This window comes from Mesorhizobium sp. M0016 (genome assembly GCF_040324035.1).
Classification (GTDB): domain Bacteria; phylum Pseudomonadota; class Alphaproteobacteria; order Rhizobiales; family Rhizobiaceae; genus Mesorhizobium.
This window is the reverse complement of the sequence record NZ_JAMYVM010000016.1, coordinates 104,076-121,214: the sequence shown is the minus strand read 5'-3', so window position 1 is coordinate 121,214 and position 17,139 is coordinate 104,076. Positions and strand designations below refer to the sequence as shown.

The window sequence follows — 17,139 nt, the reverse complement described above, 5'->3', positions numbered from 1 at the left end:
TTGCCGCAATCTTAGGGCGCTTCGGTCATTTCTGCTGCCAAAACCGCCACAAGCTTTCGTTCTGGGCGCGCCACGATCCCCTCCGGCCCTACACTTGGGTTTGCTCTAACGTGGCACCCCTGCCTACGCGCAACCAGCCACCAGAGTCCGCTTCAATCGGCGGCAGAGCTCGGCCCAATGGCCGAATTGCGGCGCATAGCGGAATATGGCATCGCGCCTCGACGGTTGAGATTCAACCGCGGCTCAGAACTCGCCGGAGAGCACTGAAACGAATGCGATATTGCGCCGGCGTCAGCCCGACCTTGCGGCGGAAGAGACGCCCGAAAAAACTCGCATCCTCGTAGCCGACTTCATTGGCCACCCCCTCGACCGCCAGGTCGCCGGTCTCCAGCAGTTCCTTGGCCGCTTCGAGCCGGAGCGCGTGGATGTAGTCGATTGTCTTCATGTCCGTGGCCGGCGCACGAAGGAGCGCTCGGACAGGCCTGACAGCTTGGTCATGGCGGTGACGGGCGAAGGGGTCCGGTAGTTGCGTTCGGCCCATTTCTGGCAGCGGTTGATCACCGCGTCGTCGGTCTGGCGAAAGCGCATCAGCGCTGCGAAGGGCTGCTGGCCCATGTCGTGCCACTGCAGCATGTAGACCTTGGCGACCTCCATCGCCTCCCTGAGGCTGACGAAGCGCGCGATCAGATAGAGGGCGAGATCCTGCCAGCTTGAGCCGCCCCCGGCCATGACGATGCGCTGGGCCTCGCCGCTCAGCACGAGCGACTGGCCCGGCTTCACCTTCACGCCGGGATAGTTGTTCGTGAGCGTCTCGACATAGCCCCAGTGAATGGTGGCCTCGCGATTGTCGAGCAGCCCGGCCTCACCGAGCAGCACCGCGCCCGAACATGCGCTGGCCAGCATGGCGCCGTCGTCATGCGCTCGCTTCAGCCACGCGGCTTCGGCGTCATACTGCCCGGCAACGCTTTCGCCCGGATTGACGAAGAAATCTGGAATACAGACGATGTCGGGTGGCGGGCAATCGGCAAGGCTGTGATCTGGGCGCACCCAGATGCCGTTTGCCGCGCGAAACGGGCTGCCGTCCCCGGCAACCACATAGGGCCGCATGCGTGGCGTGCCCGCGGCTCCGCTGGTGATGAACAGGAAATCCCTGCCGGGCGAGGAAAACAAGTCGAACATGCCGTAGATCGTGGAGGCGGTAGCCTCCGGAGCGGCAAGGATCGCCACATTCAATGGTCTCGCCTGTTCAACCATGGCAGAAATGACCGCCTTCCAGCATTTTCGACTTTAGCGGCCGTGCCCGCGCCGCGCTAGCGTGTGTCAAACGAGGAGACCGCTACATGGCCGCCACCGCTACCCTTGCACAATCGAGCATCGATAGCTTCCGTTCCATCTTGTGCGGCGAGGTGCTGGAGCCGTCGAACCTGTCCTATGACGCGACGCGGGTCGTTTGGAACGGCATGATCGACCGCCGTCCCGCGCTCATCGCGCGCTGCCGGAGTGCTGCCGATGTCGTGGCGTCGGTGAATTTCGGGCGCGAGCATCGGTTAGCGATCGCGATCCGCTCGGGTGGCCACAATGTTGCAGGCTACGCCGTCTGCGAAGGCGGCCTGATGATCGACATGTCGCTGATGAAGGGCGTGCGGGTCGCGTCCGGCCTCGACCGTGCCCTCGTCGAGGGCGGCGCGACCTGGGCCGATGTCGATGCGGCCACCACCCCGTTTGGCCGCGCCACGCCGGGCGGTCTCATCTCGGCGACGGGCGTTGCCGGCCTGACGCTTTCCGGTGGCATCGGCTGGCTGCGCGGCAGCCACGGCCTCAGCGTCGATAATCTTCTGGCCGCCGATCTGGTGACCGCCGATGGCCGGCTCATCCATGCCGACGCGACGCAGAACCCGGATCTCTTCTGGGCGCTACGCGGCGGCGGCGGCAATTTCGGCGTGGTGACGAGCTTCGAGTTCAAGCTGCACCCGATCGAACCGGAGCTGATGTTATGCGGTCCGGCCTATCCCGAGGAGCGCGCCAACGAGATCATTCCGCTCTGGCGCGACTTCATGCAGACCGCACCCGACCGCCTGAGCGGCCTGGCCGAGTTCTCCACCCTGCCCGACGACCCCTCGATTCCCGAGCATGCAAGGGGCCGGCGCGTCCTGGCGCTCGCGCATGTCTATGACGGACCGGCCGACGAGGGCGAACGGGTCGTGGCGCCGTTGCGCAGTTTTGGGGAACCGCTCGTCGATTTCAGCGGCCGCATGCCATATCGCACCATCCAGTCGCTCTATGACGGGCTGTTCCCGAAAGGCCGCGACCGCTGCTACTGGAAATCCACTTACCTCTCGCGCCTCGACGACGAGGTCGTCGGGGAGACCACTGCTTGGATGGCGAAGCGCCCCTCCGAAATGACCTTCGCCTCGATCTGGAAGTTCGGCGGTTTCGTCCAGCGCGTTGCAGCCGATGAGACTGCCTTCGGCGACCGCTCCATGCCCTTCATGCTCAGCCTCGACGCCATCTGGCCAGGCGCTAACGAGGACGATGCGAACATCGGCTGGGTACGCAGCTTCTGGCAGGACATGCAGCGCTACTCGACCGGCCGCCTCTATCTGAACTTCCCCGGCCATGGCGAAGGATCGGATCTCGTCCGCCACGCCTTCGGCGCTGAGGCTTACGCGCGGCTCGCCAAGATCAAGCACAGATACGATCCGGACAATCTGTTCCGCCTCAACCAGAACATCCTGCCAATGCGCTGACGCACAATCAAAATCGGGTGTACGGTGCGACCCTCGTCTCGCCGTGGGAGCTTTGATCGCGCTGAGTCGCGAGCGACGACCAGCGTGGTCGCCGCGATGCCCGCTTTCAATCAGTGGCAAATCTGTCCGCAACGGCTGAGATGAAGCGCAAAGCTGTCGGGCAACCTTGGGGACCGCAAGCCAACTGGCAGCTTTAAGGCTTCAATCCGTCAGAAGTGGACGTTCAGCGTGCGCGAGTTCCGGTGGCCAGGATCACGTCTGCTTTATGACTTCATCTCGACACGGATACCATGCAGGGTCTTGCTCGAAGCGTTGAGCACGCGACCCGCTGGTTGGGCGGCCATATGCACCACGAGACAGCCTTGACCGTCCCATGCCTGAACCGCCTGGATGACATCTCGATTGGGCGGCATCATGGTTCCATCCGGCGCGAAGTCGTGGATAGGGCCTTCCACCTCATCGAACACGAATACTGAAGGCCAGCGGTGGTGATGTGTCGGCTCTTCCTCGTCGGGCTTGAGGATTACCTCAAGCACACGTAGCCGGTCATTCTCAAACAACACCTTATGGTTTCCGGGAGCCGCGATAACGGCGTCAAGCTTTGGATCCCACTGCGTAGGATCGGTATGGTCGATCACCTTGGTAGTCATGGCGTAATTCTCCTCTCAGATAGACAGGCGGCCCTCACGCCGTCGTCACTGGTTGAATTGTGCCTTGGGCGCAGAACTGCTGCCCGTCCGCCAGTCGCGCATAGTTATGAACGATCTGGTTCTCGTGATCTTGAACCTGCACGACGAAGTTGCCGCCTTGCTCGGTCCAACTCATGATGAAAAGTCCGGGTCGAACGCCGGTCAGATTGCTCTGAACCACCTCGTCGATCTCGGTAGCGCCGATCGTCGCCTGCACCCGCAATTCGGTCGGCGACAGGACCGTCAACCTCGGTACGAACTGTCCGAATGAGCAATCAAAAGTCTTTCCGACGAGCGAGGTCGGAGCACCATTGGTCGTAGCCATCCTAATCCTCCTTGATGATTTTCGAAATCAGCTCGGCCGATGCTCGGGACAGATGCCGAACTGCTACTTTCAATTTTTGGAGCGCTCCAAGTGCAAGTTCCAACATTTTGGACCTAGCGTCAAGAAAAAACTTGGAGCGCTCCAAGAAATTGTCTAATTGAGGGAAATGAACGCTTCTAAAATGCCTACGCTCGCCGATGTCGGCCGGCTCGCTGGAGTCTCCCGCGGCACCGTCTCCAACGTATTCAACCATCCGGATCTGGTGCGATCCGATCTGCGCCAGCGCGTCGAGGCCGCGGCGCGTCAGCTTGGTTATGATGGCCCCGACCCGAGGGGACGCGTGCTGCGCGACGGCAAGTTCAACGCCATAGGCCTGATCCCCCCGGGCGCATACGCCATTGCCGATATGATCAGGAGCCCATATCTGCGCGAGCTGGTGCTTGGCGTTTCGCTTGCTTGTGACGAGGCTGGAGCGACATTGAGTTTGGTCAATGGTACGGACGAGACACGCACTTCCACCATTCGAGAGGCCTTGGTGGACGGCTTCATTCTGGGCCACAGCGCGGACATCGAGTTGATCGCGTCTTTACGGCGCCGGCGGCTGCCCTTCGTCATCCTCGAGAGCGATGCCGGTCCGGACGTCAATTCTATCCGGATAGACGGCAGGAGCGGGGCGCTGGCGGCCATCAGGCATCTGGCTGCTCTTGGACATCGGCGTTTTGCAATCCTTTCCATTCGGCGCACATCGGGGTCACCCATCGTCCATTTGCCTGGCAATTCCCCGCGCGCTATCTCTGCCGGTTTTCAACTCGATCAGGAGAGACTTTTCGGCTTCGCCCAGGGTTTGGCTGAGCTCGGTCTGTCAATCGACAATGTCCCGATCATCGAGACGACCCCAGGTGAGCCTTCGGCCGGAGCGGTCGTATTCGACCGGGCTCCGCAAGCAACGGCGATCTTGACTATGTCGGACTGGCAGGCAATCACCGTCCTGGACGAAGCGCGTCGGCGCAATATCAAGATACCCGAACACATGTCTGTCGTCGGCTTCGATGGCACTGCGGAGTCTTCGCGCACCACGCCCCCGCTCACGACAGTGGCTCAAGACATTGTCGGGAAGGGGAGACTTGCCGCCACGACGGTGTTTGCAAACGGCGCCCCGAGCCAGGTGATCATACCGGTCGAACTCTTGGTCCGCGGCTCGACCGCCCGACCACGCGGTTAGGCCGGTCACCTCATACTAGTCGTGACGCACAGTGCGCACTGCGAACTCCAGCGTGGTCGCCGTCAACGTCTGCTTTCAGAAGGTATCAAAGGTGGCTGCAACGGCCGAGATCAGGCGCATTGCTGACCGGCAGCCTTGGGGCCGGGACCAGTAAGTCCGCTTGTGGCCAGTTAAGAACGACAGAGGCCGATCTCGACCCACATCAGCCATGCGGCAACATCCGGTTTCGCACAAGGCTAAGCCATGAGGGCAATGTCTTCAAAACGACGTGGTTGCATTATCGCTGTCCAGTAGGCCAAGCATGCTCGCATTCGAAACGCCAGTCGAATACGCTCAGCGAAGCTTTGACCTAGGGAGGCAGGACAACCGCACATGGAGCGAAGGCTTACCGCGATCCTTGCTGCCGACGTGGTCGGCTACAGCACGCTCATGGGCGAGGATGAGGTCGGCACGCTCGAACGACTGAAGGGTTGCCGTCGAGAACTGGTCGACCCCGCGATCAAGGAATTCCACGGTCGGATTATCAAGCTCATGGGAGACGGGGCGCTGGTCGAATTCGCCAGCGTCGTTGATGCCGTCCAATGCGCTGCCGCGATTCAGCGCCGGATGGCTGTCCGAGACCCGGGCACCTCCGACCCCCGCCACATCCGGTTTCGCATCGGCGTCAATCTCGGTGATGTCATCGTAGAGGAAAATGACATCTACGGCGATGGCGTCAACATCGCCGCGCGCCTCGAGGCTATGGCCGAGCCGGGGGGTGTATGTATCTCCGGAACCGCATTTGATCATGCCGTTCACAAGGTTGATGTCGGCTTTGCCAGTCTTGGCGAGCAGCGCCTCAAGAACATCGCCGATCCGGTTCGCGCCTATCGATTGCTGCTGGATCCCGCAGCATCGGGAAAGGTCACGGCGGCGCCACACCGGCCGAGCTCGCGCGTCATCATCCTGGCAGGCGCCGCCGCCTTGGCGATCGCCGCGATTGCCGGCATTTTCGCATGGCAGAAGTTCTCAGTGCCATCGCGGCCATCGGTTGCCGTGCTGCCGTTTGCAAACCTCGGCGGCGATCCAGGCCAGGACTATTTCGCTGACGGCATCACCGAGGATCTGATCACCGACCTCACCAAGCTGTCCGGTCTGGACGTCATCGCGCGCAACTCGGTGTTCGCCTACAAGAACAAGCCTGCAGCGCTGGCGGACGTCGCGCGCGACCTTGGCGTCCGCTTCGTTGTCGAGGGGAGCGTCCGCCGCACCGGCGAGCAGATCCGCCTCAATGCCCAGCTCATCGATACGGCAACGGGCGACAATCTGTGGGCCAACCGGTTCGACCGTGGCATGGCCGGCGTGTTTGCCGTCCAGCACGAGATGAGCGGCGAGATCGCCAAGGCGCTTGGCATGCAACCTTCGGCAGCGGAAAGCGAGCGCATGGCGCGGCCGCCGACCGAAAACCTCGAAGCCTACGACTTCTATCTTCGTGCCGAGCAGACAGCACGGACCGGTCGGCGCGACGGCCTGCGGGAGGCGCTCACGCTCTACGACAAGGCCGAGCAGCTCGACCCCGCTTTTGCGGAAGCCTTCGCGGCGGATGCAAGCACGACGGTGTATATCTGGCGTGAATCGTTCAATGACATCATGCAGAGCGCGCCAGCACGAAAGAGAGCATATGAGAAGGCGAGCCGAGCTTTGCAACTCGACCCTGACCTTTCGTCGCCCTATGCTATTCTTGGGATCATGCAGGTCGTGGATCGCCGCTACGAGGAAGCCATCGCTTCGGTCGAGCGAGCCGTCGCACTCGGCCCCGGCGATGCTGAGACGCAAATAGCACTGGGATACGTGCAACTGTTCGCCGGCAGTCATGCTGAGGCTGCCGAAGCGGTCGAGACGGCGCTCAGGCTCGATCCCAATCTTTCACCTGTAAACCGGCAAATTGCCGGTCTGGTCTTTCTAATTCAAGGGAGCAACGACAGGGCGATCGAGGCCCTCGAACGCACCCGCGACGATGCGCCGTCAGTCGGAGATTTCACGATCACGCTTGGTGCCGCCTACGCCCGCGCCGGCCGCCTGCAGGATGCCAGGGCGGCAGTGGCCGAGGGGCTAGGTGCCATGTCCACACCAGGTTTCGATTCATTGTCCGCATACCGACTCAACGGTGCCCAATATCGTAACCCGCAGGATTTGGCTCTCATCGTCGACGCGTTGCAGCAGGCGGGCTTGCCCGAATGGCCGTTCGGTTTCACCGGCGATGAGCACAACCGCTTGAAGGGCAAGGAGATCGCCTCGCTGGTGCTGGGCCATACTCTGCAGGGTCAGCTTGAGCCCGGTCTCCAACCAGCCTTCCTCCAGATCGGGAGCGACGGCAAGGCAGCCTTCCGCTCCACGACGCGGCTGGTCACCGAGACCGTCCGTGTCGATGGCGACTTATTGTGCGAGCTGAGCGAGAATATGTTCGGGCGCCCCGACTGTGGACCCGTCTATAAACGCCGCGACGATGGAGGCGGCGGCTATTCCTTCGTCAACTCAAGCAAGGTGTTTCACTTTACGGTTGTTCAGTAGAAGCACACGCGCGTCATAACGGACGCACACACTCGCGTCCGATGCGGGACTAGAATAGGCTGCGCGAAGCCGCTTGATCGACCAAGGAGGGCGCAGGCAGGTATGGAGCGAAGGCTTACCGCGATCCTTGCTGCCGACGTGGTCGGCTACAGCACGCTCATGGGCGAGGATGAGGTCGGCACGCTCGAACGACTGAAGGGTTGCCGTCGAGAACTGGTCGACCCCGCGATCAAGGAATTCCACGGTCGGATTATCAAGCTCATGGGAGACGGGGCGCTGGTCGAATTCGCCAGCGTCGTTGATGCCGTCCAATGCGCTGCCGCGATTCAGCGCCGGATGGCTGTCCGAGACCCGGGCACCTCCGACCCCCGCCACATCCGGTTTCGCATCGGCGTCAATCTCGGTGATGTCATCGTAGAGGAAAATGACATCTACGGCGATGGCGTCAACATCGCCGCGCGCCTCGAGGCTATGGCCGAGCCGGGGGGTGTATGTATCTCCGGAACCGCATTTGATCATGCCGTTCACAAGGTTGATGTCGGCTTTGCCAGTCTTGGCGAGCAGCGCCTCAAGAACATCGCCGATCCGGTTCGCGCCTATCGATTGCTGCTGGATCCCGCAGCATCGGGAAAGGTCACGGCGGCGCCACACCGGCCGAGCTCGCGCGTCATCATCCTGGCAGGCGCCGCCGCCTTGGCGATCGCCGCGATTGCCGGCATTTTCGCATGGCAGAAGTTCTCAGTGCCATCGCGGCCATCGGTTGCCGTGCTGCCGTTTGCAAACCTCGGCGGCGATCCAGGCCAGGACTATTTCGCTGACGGCATCACCGAGGATCTGATCACCGACCTCACCAAGCTGTCCGGTCTGGACGTCATCGCGCGCAACTCGGTGTTCGCCTACAAGAACAAGCCTGCAGCGCTGGCGGACGTCGCGCGCGACCTTGGCGTCCGCTTCGTTGTCGAGGGGAGCGTCCGCCGCACCGGCGAGCAGATCCGCCTCAATGCCCAGCTCATCGATACGGCAACGGGCGACAATCTGTGGGCCAACCGGTTCGACCGTGGCATGGCCGGCGTGTTTGCCGTCCAGCACGAGATGAGCGGCGAGATCGCCAAGGCGCTTGGCATGCAACCTTCGGCAGCGGAAAGCGAGCGCATGGCGCGGCCGCCGACGAGCAATCTCGAGGCCTATGATTACTATCTACAAGCCGAGACGGCGTCACGCAGCGTCCTGCAGGCCGGGCTGCGGGAGGCGCTTGCGCTCTACGACAAGGCGGAGGAGCTTGACCCCGCCTTTGCCGAAGCCTTCGCGGCCGACGCGCGCACCACAGTCTATATCTGGCGGGAGGCCTTCAACGACGTCATCCAGAGCGCGCCAGCACGAAAGAGAGCCTATGAGAAGGCGAGCCGAGCTTTGGAACTCGACCCTGACCTTTCGTCGCCCTATGCTATTCTTGGGATCATGCAGGTCGTCAATCGCCGCTACGAAGATGCGATTGCCTCTGCCAAGAAGGCTGTTTCAATCGGTCCGGGCGATGCAGAGGCGCAAGCAGCCCTTGGATATGTTCAGTTATACGCCGGCAATCATGCCGAGGCAGCCACTGCGGTCGAGACGGCGCTCAGGCTCGACCCCGACCTCTCAGCGATCAACCGGGAAACTGCTGGGCTGGTTTTTCTGCTCCAGGGCAATGTCGAGAAAGCGATCGAGACTCTCGAGCACACACGCGACGATGCGTCCACGGTTGGCAACTTTCGGTTTACGCTCGCTGCGGCGTATGTCCGCGGCGGCCGCCTACCGGATGCGAAAGCCGCAATCGCCGAGGGGCTCCGCCTCGTAGCAGGGTCCAGCTACGTGGACTCTTTGGCTGGGTGGGAGATGACTCATGCACATTTTCGGAATCCGCAGGATCTGGCGATACTCGTCGCCGCACTGCGCCAGGCGGGCCTACCCCAATGGCGCTTCGGCTTTACCCCGGCCGAACAGGACCAGTTAAAGGGTGCCGAGATCGCGTCCCTCGTCATTGGCCATACACTGCAAGGCCAGATCGAACCCGGTCTCCAACCAGCCTTCCTTCAGATCGGAAGCGACGGCAAGGCGGCCTTCCGCTCTACGACGCGGCTAGTCACCGAGACCGTCTACGTCGATGGCGATCTGTTGTGCGAGCAGAGCGAGAACCTGTTCGGTCGCCCCGACTGTGGTCCCGTCTACAGACGCAACGACGCAGCCGGCAAAAGCTACTCCTATGCCAATACAAGCAAGGTGTTTCACTTCACCGTGGTTCGGTAGACGCACACGCGCGTCTCAATGATAGTGATCGAGTTCCAAATTGGCCGCGACCTTCGGCCAGTTGGCATCGGCTTTCGGGATATTTTCAGCTGCATGCGCGGCGAAATCATCCGCATTGTCGACGTCGTAGATCAGGTAGAGCTTGCCGTCGATAATCTTGAATGCCTCAGGATCGACATTGACCGTGACCCCTCCGCCCACGACTTCGCCGGCGCAGTACCCGCCATATTGAGGAGCGTACTTGACCGGTTCGCTCATGAACATTTCCTGGTGTTTCTTGCTGGCGAAATGCCAAGGTGTCCCCAGCCATTCATAAGTGAACTCTTCGGAGCCCTTCACGGCCTTGCCGTCAGTGAAGTAAGCGACCGTGTCGTAGCCCATGATCGCCACACCACCAAAATAGCCGGTGTTTACCGAATCGTCGGCACATGCCGATCCCGCGCCGGCGACCACAGCTACCGCGACCAGGGCAGCCGTCCCCAAACTCCGAACCAGTCGTGGCTTGATCATCGTGCTCATCTGTATCCTCCGTTAATCGTGGATCTCGGCGCACTTCGCCGCGTTCGCCTCGCCAAGAATTTTGGCTTGGCAGGTAGCACCATGGCGTTTGAAAAGTCGTATGATATCCGTGTTGCCCTTCCAGAATGCGCGCGTTATCGGCATGTAGCCATGCCCCTCGGCATGGTTCACATTGGCACCTTTCGCAATGAGGAACTCGGCCAGTTCAACGTGGTTTTCCTCGCCGGCCACCAGCAACGGCGTAGCACCCGCCTTGTTGGCGGCATCGTCGAGCACCGCGCCTTTTTCCAACAGCAGCTTGGCGATCGGCAGGCTGCCCGAGAAGGCCGCCGCATGAAGCGGGGTAAAGCCGCCCGAGTTACGCGCCATGATGTCGGCACCCTTGGCCAGCAAGAAGTCGGCGATTTCCGGCTGGTTATCGAGCGCTGCAGCGATGAGCAGCGTTGCCTGGTCGCGCGCCCGGCTGTCGACGTCGGCACCGCCTGCCAGGGCTTGCTCCACGGCACCCTTGTCGCCGGCGGCGATGGAGTCGAACAACTGCTCACCTGCGGCTGCTGTTGTAGCCGCCAAAACCAGCATTCCAAGTGCCAGCAATCCGCGCATTGTGCAAGGTATCATATTAGCTTGTGGTCATACAAGCTGTCCTGGGCACATCAGGTGGATCCAAGGCGGACGGCGCGGCCAGACATAGCGAACGCGGCCCAGGGCGGGAAGGCGTTAGTGCTACTGGCTTCGTCAGTAGGGCACCGGTCCAGTCTGAATTTTGAAGAGCGTCGATTACCGAGGCGCCGAGCGGCGTCGAGCGTAACCGCCTGTTGCTCCGTTGGGATAGCCGGTAAGCGCAAAGGTGGCCGTTGGCGGAAGTGTCCGCTTTCGGATGCAACTATGGCTTGCTCAATGACCGACATGGGGCGCAAAGCTGCCATTCGTAACCGTCGTACACATGGGAAGTGCATAGGACATTTCAGGAAAAGGCCCATTCCGCATCGGACGGCGTGACCAACCCCTGCCGCAGTCGGCTGTGAAGTTCATTCCACGACGGGTCTGTCACGAAGCCTTTCATGCTTCCACAAGCCTCGGCGAAGGAAATGTCGCCCAAACGGCCGATGAGATCACTCATCGCGCCGTTCCTGCCCTTCAGGAATAGCTCGAGCGGATCATCATCACACTCAATTACCCGATGTCCCCAAGCACCCGGTACGTCGTCGCTTGCGAGAGCCTGCTGAAGATCTTCATCCACGCCTGTGGCCTCAAGCGCCCGGGAGACGACATAGCGCATCAGGGGGTAATAGATCGGCTGATAGCTGCCTCCAAGCGCGCGCACGCCGGGCAGGATCGACAAAACCAGAAACATCAGCAGGAGATTCGGGACAAGGCTGCGATTTGCCAGCCGCTCAAGGATATCGGGGGCTGTGAAGCACGCCACCTTCATACCGGTCGCGGGATCGATGAGCTCTCCGGCAACCAGACGCAGCGGAAGGCGTTTGCCATTTTCGTAGAGCCAGAAGAAGTCGGTACCGCGCGCGAGCCAGCCACTCCAGGGGCCGGACGCGAGCCCATCGATGCCGGCAAGGATATTGGAGGCGAACTTCGGGTCTTCCAGCAGTCTCATGCGTAGCCAGGAATTTTCGTCCGACAGATGGTCGGCCACCAGGTCGGCGATATCCTCGTCGTCGATCTGCAGGAAGGCAAAGCGGTCTCCGAACATTCTTGGCCAAAGGATGAGATTGGCTGCCTTGATGGCATGCGCCGGCCGGTCGAATTGCGTTTTCGGCAGAAGGCTACGAAGCAGCGTGAGCGCGTCTCCCCCAGTATTTGGCTCCCTCGGTAACAACTCGAACCTGTAAGGTCCCGGCCCGGCTAGCAGGCTGTATCCGATCATCCGGCTTCGGCTCAGGCCAAAGACGTTGACCGGCTTGCCGTCAACGGTGATCCAGCCTGGTCCCTTGCGTGGCTTTTCGACGAGATTCACCGTCGAAACGGCGTAGGAAACGTAGGTCGAACAGCCATGCGCCGAGAGACCAAGGAGGCTGAAGATATGCGTATAATAGGCTTCCGGCTCCAGGAGGAGAAACAAATGAGGGCCTGTCTGCAACACGCGGCGCCTTTGGAAATCCCTGCAGATTTCCAAGGCGGTATCGGCAGACAACCCGTTTCGTGTCGCTGCCTTCCTGATGATGTCGAGTAGTTTGGTGAAGGCTCGGAGCCGGATTTCTGGCATGGGAACCGAAGCCGGCGCCGTAAACAGGCGAAACGCATAATCACGGATCGGCCGGGAATGGTATGGGCTCATCCAGGGGTAGAGTGCCGTCAGCGACCCCAGGACTGCCTGTTTCGCATCTACGCCTGCTGTTAGCTCTTCCACCTCACGTTTCACCTTTTTCTCGTGTCTGAATTACACCCACGCTCAAACACAAAATACTGACGAGGAGCGCCACGCCAAAGCTCAAGAAAATCGTCGAAGGAAATGCTCGATCTCCGACAGCGGCGGCGATGCCGAAGATGAGTAACCCGAGTACCACGGCCACACTATGCATAATGCCTTTGGCCCGGCCCAAAAGATAAATGGATACATGCGACTGCAATGTGACTTCAACGCTGACGCGTCCAAGATTGTATAGAAATCCGAGCGCGACAAAAAGGATCACTGTCCAGGGCGTGGGCAGAGATGCCAGCGCCATGAGTACCAGCGCCGTTAAGCCCAAAAGCATGAGATGCCGCACGTGGGTACTCATCGCTCTTTCAATCCGGAATAGAGAGACCGCACCGATCAGTGAGCCCGCCGACCATGCAGCCTCAAGGTAGCCGAAATCCGCGGCAGTACCCTTCTGCTCCTGGAAGACGAAGCTAGATCCCATGACGCTGACAAGCACCGCGCTTGTGTAGAGAAGCGCGTAGACGCCGATGAGACGACGCAGGCTTGGATCTAATTGTGCTGCCGAGATTTTGGCGAAGCGGACATCACGCGAAACCGGTTGCAGCCGCATCAAGGCTAGGCAGCCCGATGAAAACAAAAAGAAGGCAGCAATAACGGTGAATGGCAGGACTGGGGAGCGATCATGCAGCAAAGGCCCTGCAAGCAAAGCTGCGCCGAGATCGCCGACCTGCATGACGAAGAAGACGGCGGAATTCGAGGCTACAAGATCGCGGCCGTCAGCTATCACGGGGATCAACGATTGAGAGCTTGTAAGCGCGACACGGTCGCAAAACGAAAAGAGGGCCGCTGACAGACAGATAATCACAAACACGTCCATGTCGAGAAGCGCGCAAGCGGTAGCCAGCATAACGACGAAGCGGCTGAGGTCTGCCGCAACGTTCAAGCATCGCCTGTCAAATCGATCCGCCGCTACACCGGCCAGAGGGCTCGCGATGAATTCGACAACGCTGACGATCGCAAGGAACGTCGCCACGCCGGCGGTTCCGTACCCTCGCTCGACGAGAATCCAGGCGGATGCGATGTAGTAGCCGTTTCGGGCAACGGCCGCCGATAGCGTGCTGGCCAGGAATCCGAGGCAGGGACTGGACCGGCCGGCCCGTCCTTTGCCATGATGAACTCGAACCAGGTTTGACATGAGCGGCGTATCCGGCTGACCGCCGATGGATACCGTCTTCCGCCAAGCCTGCTTTACTGTGATGTCAAGCGGCGGGCTAGATTCTGCAGTTACGACGAAACTCCGTCGGGACCGCGCCGAATGCCCGCTTAAAGGCGGTCGTGAAATGGCTCGAGCTGCCGAAACCACATTCCATCGCGATTTCCGTCGCCGACAGACTGGTCGATCGCAGCATGTCCGCGGCCTGCTCCAGCCGTCGCTGCGCAATGAATGCGTGCGGCGTCATGCCTGTCGACTGCTTGAAGGCCCTCCAGAAATGGAACCGGCTAACCCCAATTTCTTTCGCCAGATCGGCGAGCGTAGGTCTGCCGTCCGACAACGTCTCGATCATGTCCACCGCCCGCTTGAGATCGAACGATGACAAACCGCCTTTTGCCGGCTCCTGATGGAAGCCGTTCAACCTCAACATTTGGCCGAGCAATTGCGTGGCGTGGCACTCCACCATCGTTGCGCTGATGGGGTCAGGCTGCTTGAGCTCCAAGGCAATCCTCTGCAACGCCAACTCTACAGTGCCGTCCCGAAACCCGATCGACGGCGGCAGCACTGCCGGGCGATGGCGAGCCGTTCCCGCAAACACATCGTCGGCGAACTCTTTTGCAATCGAGACTAGGAGGTAGGAAGCGGTCGCGTCCCCCTCGTCCCACCCATTCCAATCACTGCCGGCGGGCATGAAGATTATCGAACCGGCCCGGCGCGGCAAAAAGGCAATCCGGCGCCCATCCACGATGTCTTCTCCGCGGCACGCCGTGCCCTTCAGGTTCATCAGGAACAAATGGTTTGGCTGCAGGATTCTTGTTTCCTGGCGCTCAAGCCCGGTTCTTTTGACCACGTCCGCCCGCACGCTCCCCCAATTCTCATATTTGTGTGTAAGCGACTGGTGCCGGGAACGGCGATTCTGGGTCGGGTCGAGCGCAAGAGTATTCACGTATCCGCAGCCTCCTTACTGGCGAGCGGCCAGTCGTCGCATGATGTGGCGAACCATGGGTTGCTGAACAACACGCAAATAACTCTGGATTGGTAGAAGATGTGACTTTAGCGAAAAAATGGCAAACGAGTGAAAGCCGCCTGTATCCGGCAGGCCTACCAGTTGGCTCAGCCAATACTTGAGCCCGGTGAAATATTAGACCCCACTTATCTTGGTGGAATTTCCCCCATCGACGTATCGGCATCTCACCAATGTTGCTGGAGGCATACTGCGATGCGTGGACTCGACGACTTTCTGGCTGAGTGCGACCACGGCCCACGGATCAACGGACTGGCAGGCTTTTTCGCGGCGACCGCCGCTGGCAAGAGCGGGATGCCAATCCGCAAGCCCGTCGCCGACGCCCGGCTTCTGCCGAGCGATGAACTGCTGCGCGGCCTGGTCAGCCTTCATGCGGCACGACAAGGCTTTTTTGACCAGCATTATCACGGCAGCATTCCCTACAGATTGGAGGAGGAGTGCCGGACGGCCTACGCAATGCTGAAATACGCACGGGATCGTGGTGGTCCGCATTCGCTATACAGCCTTGGAACAGCGGAAGGCACGATGGCGAGGACACTGTCCGAACTGTCGGAGGGACAGATACGCACACTGTCGTGCAGCCCGAACGCGGAGAATTACAATTGCTTCATGGCTTATGGCGAACCGCCGCACGCTGACTTCTTCGTCGGCCCCTTTCATCATTTGACAAAGGACGTCCTGCGTTCAGATCCGCGACTGGCAAATTTTGCCCACGGGTTCGACATCATTCTCGAAGATACGACCTTTCAGATGTACTCGCCCAACAGAGCAAGCCAGATCGAATTCGTGACCCAGCACCTCAAGCAGGACGGAATCTTCGTCTTCGTCGAAAAGTTCCGGGCAACCGAGGAGCCGGACTACAGGCGTCGCGAATACCAGAAGGATTTTGGGTTCAAGGCGCGCTATTTTCCCCCAGATGAAATCGAGAAGAAGCAAACCCTCGTTCTGGATACGATGTTCGGCAATGAGGTGACTTTGGCACAGATGGCCGACGCCATACGCCAGCATTTCAGCTACTGCTCACTGACGTGGAACAGCGGAAATTTCTGTAGCCTGGCGGCGAGCAATAGCGAGGAAAACCTAAACCGGTACCTCTCCCAGATGGCCACTCCGGCCATTCCGCACGAGTACGTCTACGAAACGAGCTTGTGTCCGCCCCTGCCCGTTAGCGTCCCTGCCGCGCAGGAATAGGCTCCTGCGCCTTGGGACAGGTCGACAACACGCTCCGCCGTTTGGACCATGTCTTCGCAGCTGTCGACCATGGCAGCCTCAGGCAGGCTGCAAGAGTTCTCAGAGTGAGGGAATCCTGTGTCAGCCGCAACATCGTAGCTCTCGAGCAGTTGCTCGACATGCAGTTGTTTGACCGCGACGTCCATGGCGTTCGGCTGACCGAGGCAGGCCGGGCCTGGGTCGATCTTGTCCGGGCCCATTATGAAGGCTTGCAGGATGCACTGGCTGGAGGTAGTCGCGGTCACCAGGATGTCAAAACGCTCAGGATAGGATTATGCGCCCAGATGGGGCGCACGTTCGTGACACGTCTCATCGATCGTTTTGGCCGTTTACATCCAGACGTGTGCGTCGAGATCGAAGACGTTCCACTCGAACAGTGCCTGGCGGCTATACGCCGCCGGCGCCTCGACATCGTCTTCACGCACGGGCTTGAGAACGCCGCCCTGTGCCGTAGCGAGATATTTGCGCACGAGCGTTTGTTCGTTCTCCTGCCCTGCTACCATCCGCTTGCAGAAAAGCCTGCGGTCAGATGGGCAGATCTTGCAGATACGTGTCTGCTGGTTTCAGGCGAATCCTCCCGGGATCCGCAATTGCTGGAGCATATCGCTGCGAATGGTGGCCCCGCTATCCAGATATGTCGCGCCAGCGAAGCAACGGTCATCCTCAAGGTGCAACTCGGTCAAGGCGTCACTCTGGCGGGCGAGGGTTTTGCCAGGACAGTCGCCATCGACGCCACAGTGTGGAAACCGATCCGTGGGCAGAGCAGCATCAGTTGGATCAAGGCAGTGTGGCTTGAATCGAACCCAAAGCGCGCGCTCTTGCGGCTGGTTGGGACCGCAAGAAACATGGCGACAGCAGCACGACCCGGGACCTGTCAATGGAGGAGCTCGCCGCGGCGCGATTTCTGAAGTCACGCCATGAATGGGAGGCGCGACTGACCCGGTTCGACTTCGGTCCCCA

15 protein-coding genes are annotated in these 17,139 nt (G+C 60.5%); 6 read left to right on the top strand and 9 right to left on the bottom strand.

Going from position 1 to position 17,139, the window contains the following annotated elements; genetic code table 11:
- Window positions 1–232 precede the first annotated feature (232 nt).
- Window positions 233–445 (bottom strand): helix-turn-helix domain-containing protein, encoded by a 213-nt coding sequence (locus tag NKJ88_RS22060; RefSeq protein ID WP_352445472.1) that lies wholly within the window; start codon window positions 443–445, stop codon window positions 233–235.
- Window positions 442–1,227: a GlxA family transcriptional regulator gene (locus tag NKJ88_RS22055; protein ID WP_352445488.1), complete on the bottom strand. Its 786-nt coding sequence runs from the start codon at window positions 1,225–1,227 to the stop codon at window positions 442–444. Before NKJ88_RS22055 ends, NKJ88_RS22060 begins: the two co-directional genes overlap by 4 nt.
- A 113-nt stretch (window positions 1,228–1,340) precedes the next feature.
- On the opposite strand from NKJ88_RS22055, the gene NKJ88_RS22050 reads away from it, so the two are divergent.
- Entirely contained in the window at window positions 1,341–2,747 is a 1,407-nt protein-coding gene (locus NKJ88_RS22050) for an FAD-binding oxidoreductase (RefSeq protein ID WP_352445470.1), read from the top strand.
- Between the two features lie 263 nt (window positions 2,748–3,010).
- On the opposite strand, the gene NKJ88_RS22045 is transcribed toward NKJ88_RS22050, so the two are convergent.
- Together NKJ88_RS22045 and NKJ88_RS22040 are read right to left on the bottom strand one after the other, a co-directional pair.
- A complete protein-coding gene (locus NKJ88_RS22045; RefSeq protein ID WP_023825155.1) occupies window positions 3,011–3,397 on the bottom strand; it encodes a hypothetical protein in 387 nt (128 codons plus the stop codon).
- A gap of 34 nt (window positions 3,398–3,431) precedes the next feature.
- On the bottom strand, window positions 3,432–3,761 hold the full coding sequence (locus NKJ88_RS22040; protein ID WP_023699226.1) for a MoaF-related domain-containing protein: 330 nt from the start codon (window positions 3,759–3,761) through the stop codon (window positions 3,432–3,434).
- Between the two features lie 166 nt (window positions 3,762–3,927).
- On the opposite strand from NKJ88_RS22040, the gene NKJ88_RS22035 reads away from it, so the two are divergent.
- From NKJ88_RS22035 to NKJ88_RS22025, 3 genes are all read left to right on the top strand, one after another.
- The gene (locus NKJ88_RS22035; RefSeq protein WP_023825156.1) at window positions 3,928–4,983 is read left to right on the top strand and encodes a LacI family DNA-binding transcriptional regulator; all 1,056 of its coding nucleotides are present in this window, start codon (window positions 3,928–3,930) and stop codon (window positions 4,981–4,983) included.
- A 372-nt stretch (window positions 4,984–5,355) separates the two neighbouring features.
- Window positions 5,356–7,533 carry an adenylate/guanylate cyclase domain-containing protein gene (locus tag NKJ88_RS22030; protein ID WP_286461259.1) on the top strand — a complete coding sequence of 726 codons (2,178 nt, stop codon included), beginning with the start codon at window positions 5,356–5,358 and terminating at the stop codon, window positions 7,531–7,533.
- A gap of 102 nt (window positions 7,534–7,635) precedes the next feature.
- On the top strand, window positions 7,636–9,816 hold the full coding sequence (locus tag NKJ88_RS22025) for an adenylate/guanylate cyclase domain-containing protein (RefSeq protein ID WP_352445469.1): 2,181 nt from the start codon (window positions 7,636–7,638) through the stop codon (window positions 9,814–9,816).
- A 15-nt stretch (window positions 9,817–9,831) separates the two neighbouring features.
- On the opposite strand, the gene NKJ88_RS22020 is transcribed toward NKJ88_RS22025, so the two are convergent.
- The 5 genes from NKJ88_RS22020 to NKJ88_RS22000 form a co-directional block, all read right to left on the bottom strand.
- Window positions 9,832–10,335 (bottom strand): YHS domain-containing (seleno)protein, encoded by a 504-nt coding sequence (locus NKJ88_RS22020; protein WP_023707420.1) that lies wholly within the window; start codon window positions 10,333–10,335, stop codon window positions 9,832–9,834.
- Between the two features lie 12 nt (window positions 10,336–10,347).
- Window positions 10,348–10,938 carry an ankyrin repeat domain-containing protein gene (locus NKJ88_RS22015; protein WP_031200008.1) on the bottom strand — a complete coding sequence of 197 codons (591 nt, stop codon included), beginning with the start codon at window positions 10,936–10,938 and terminating at the stop codon, window positions 10,348–10,350.
- Window positions 10,939–11,299: 361 nt separating this feature from the next.
- Window positions 11,300–12,712 (bottom strand): hypothetical protein, encoded by a 1,413-nt coding sequence (locus tag NKJ88_RS22010; protein ID WP_155923359.1) that lies wholly within the window; start codon window positions 12,710–12,712, stop codon window positions 11,300–11,302.
- On the bottom strand, window positions 12,702–13,907 hold the full coding sequence (locus NKJ88_RS22005) for an MFS transporter (RefSeq protein ID WP_352445466.1): 1,206 nt from the start codon (window positions 13,905–13,907) through the stop codon (window positions 12,702–12,704). Before NKJ88_RS22005 ends, NKJ88_RS22010 begins: the two co-directional genes overlap by 11 nt.
- 76 nt (window positions 13,908–13,983) lie before the next feature.
- Window positions 13,984–14,871, bottom strand: a complete 888-nt coding sequence (locus NKJ88_RS22000; RefSeq protein WP_023829990.1) for a helix-turn-helix transcriptional regulator — start codon at window positions 14,869–14,871, stop codon at window positions 13,984–13,986.
- Between the two features lie 273 nt (window positions 14,872–15,144).
- On the opposite strand from NKJ88_RS22000, the gene NKJ88_RS21995 reads away from it, so the two are divergent.
- Both NKJ88_RS21995 and NKJ88_RS21990 read left to right on the top strand, forming a co-directional pair.
- Window positions 15,145–16,140 (top strand): class I SAM-dependent methyltransferase, encoded by a 996-nt coding sequence (locus NKJ88_RS21995; protein WP_023694972.1) that lies wholly within the window; start codon window positions 15,145–15,147, stop codon window positions 16,138–16,140.
- 11 nt (window positions 16,141–16,151) lie between these two features.
- A complete protein-coding gene (locus tag NKJ88_RS21990; protein WP_023716199.1) occupies window positions 16,152–17,087 on the top strand; it encodes a LysR family transcriptional regulator in 936 nt (311 codons plus the stop codon).
- Window positions 17,088–17,139: the final 52 nt, after the last annotated feature.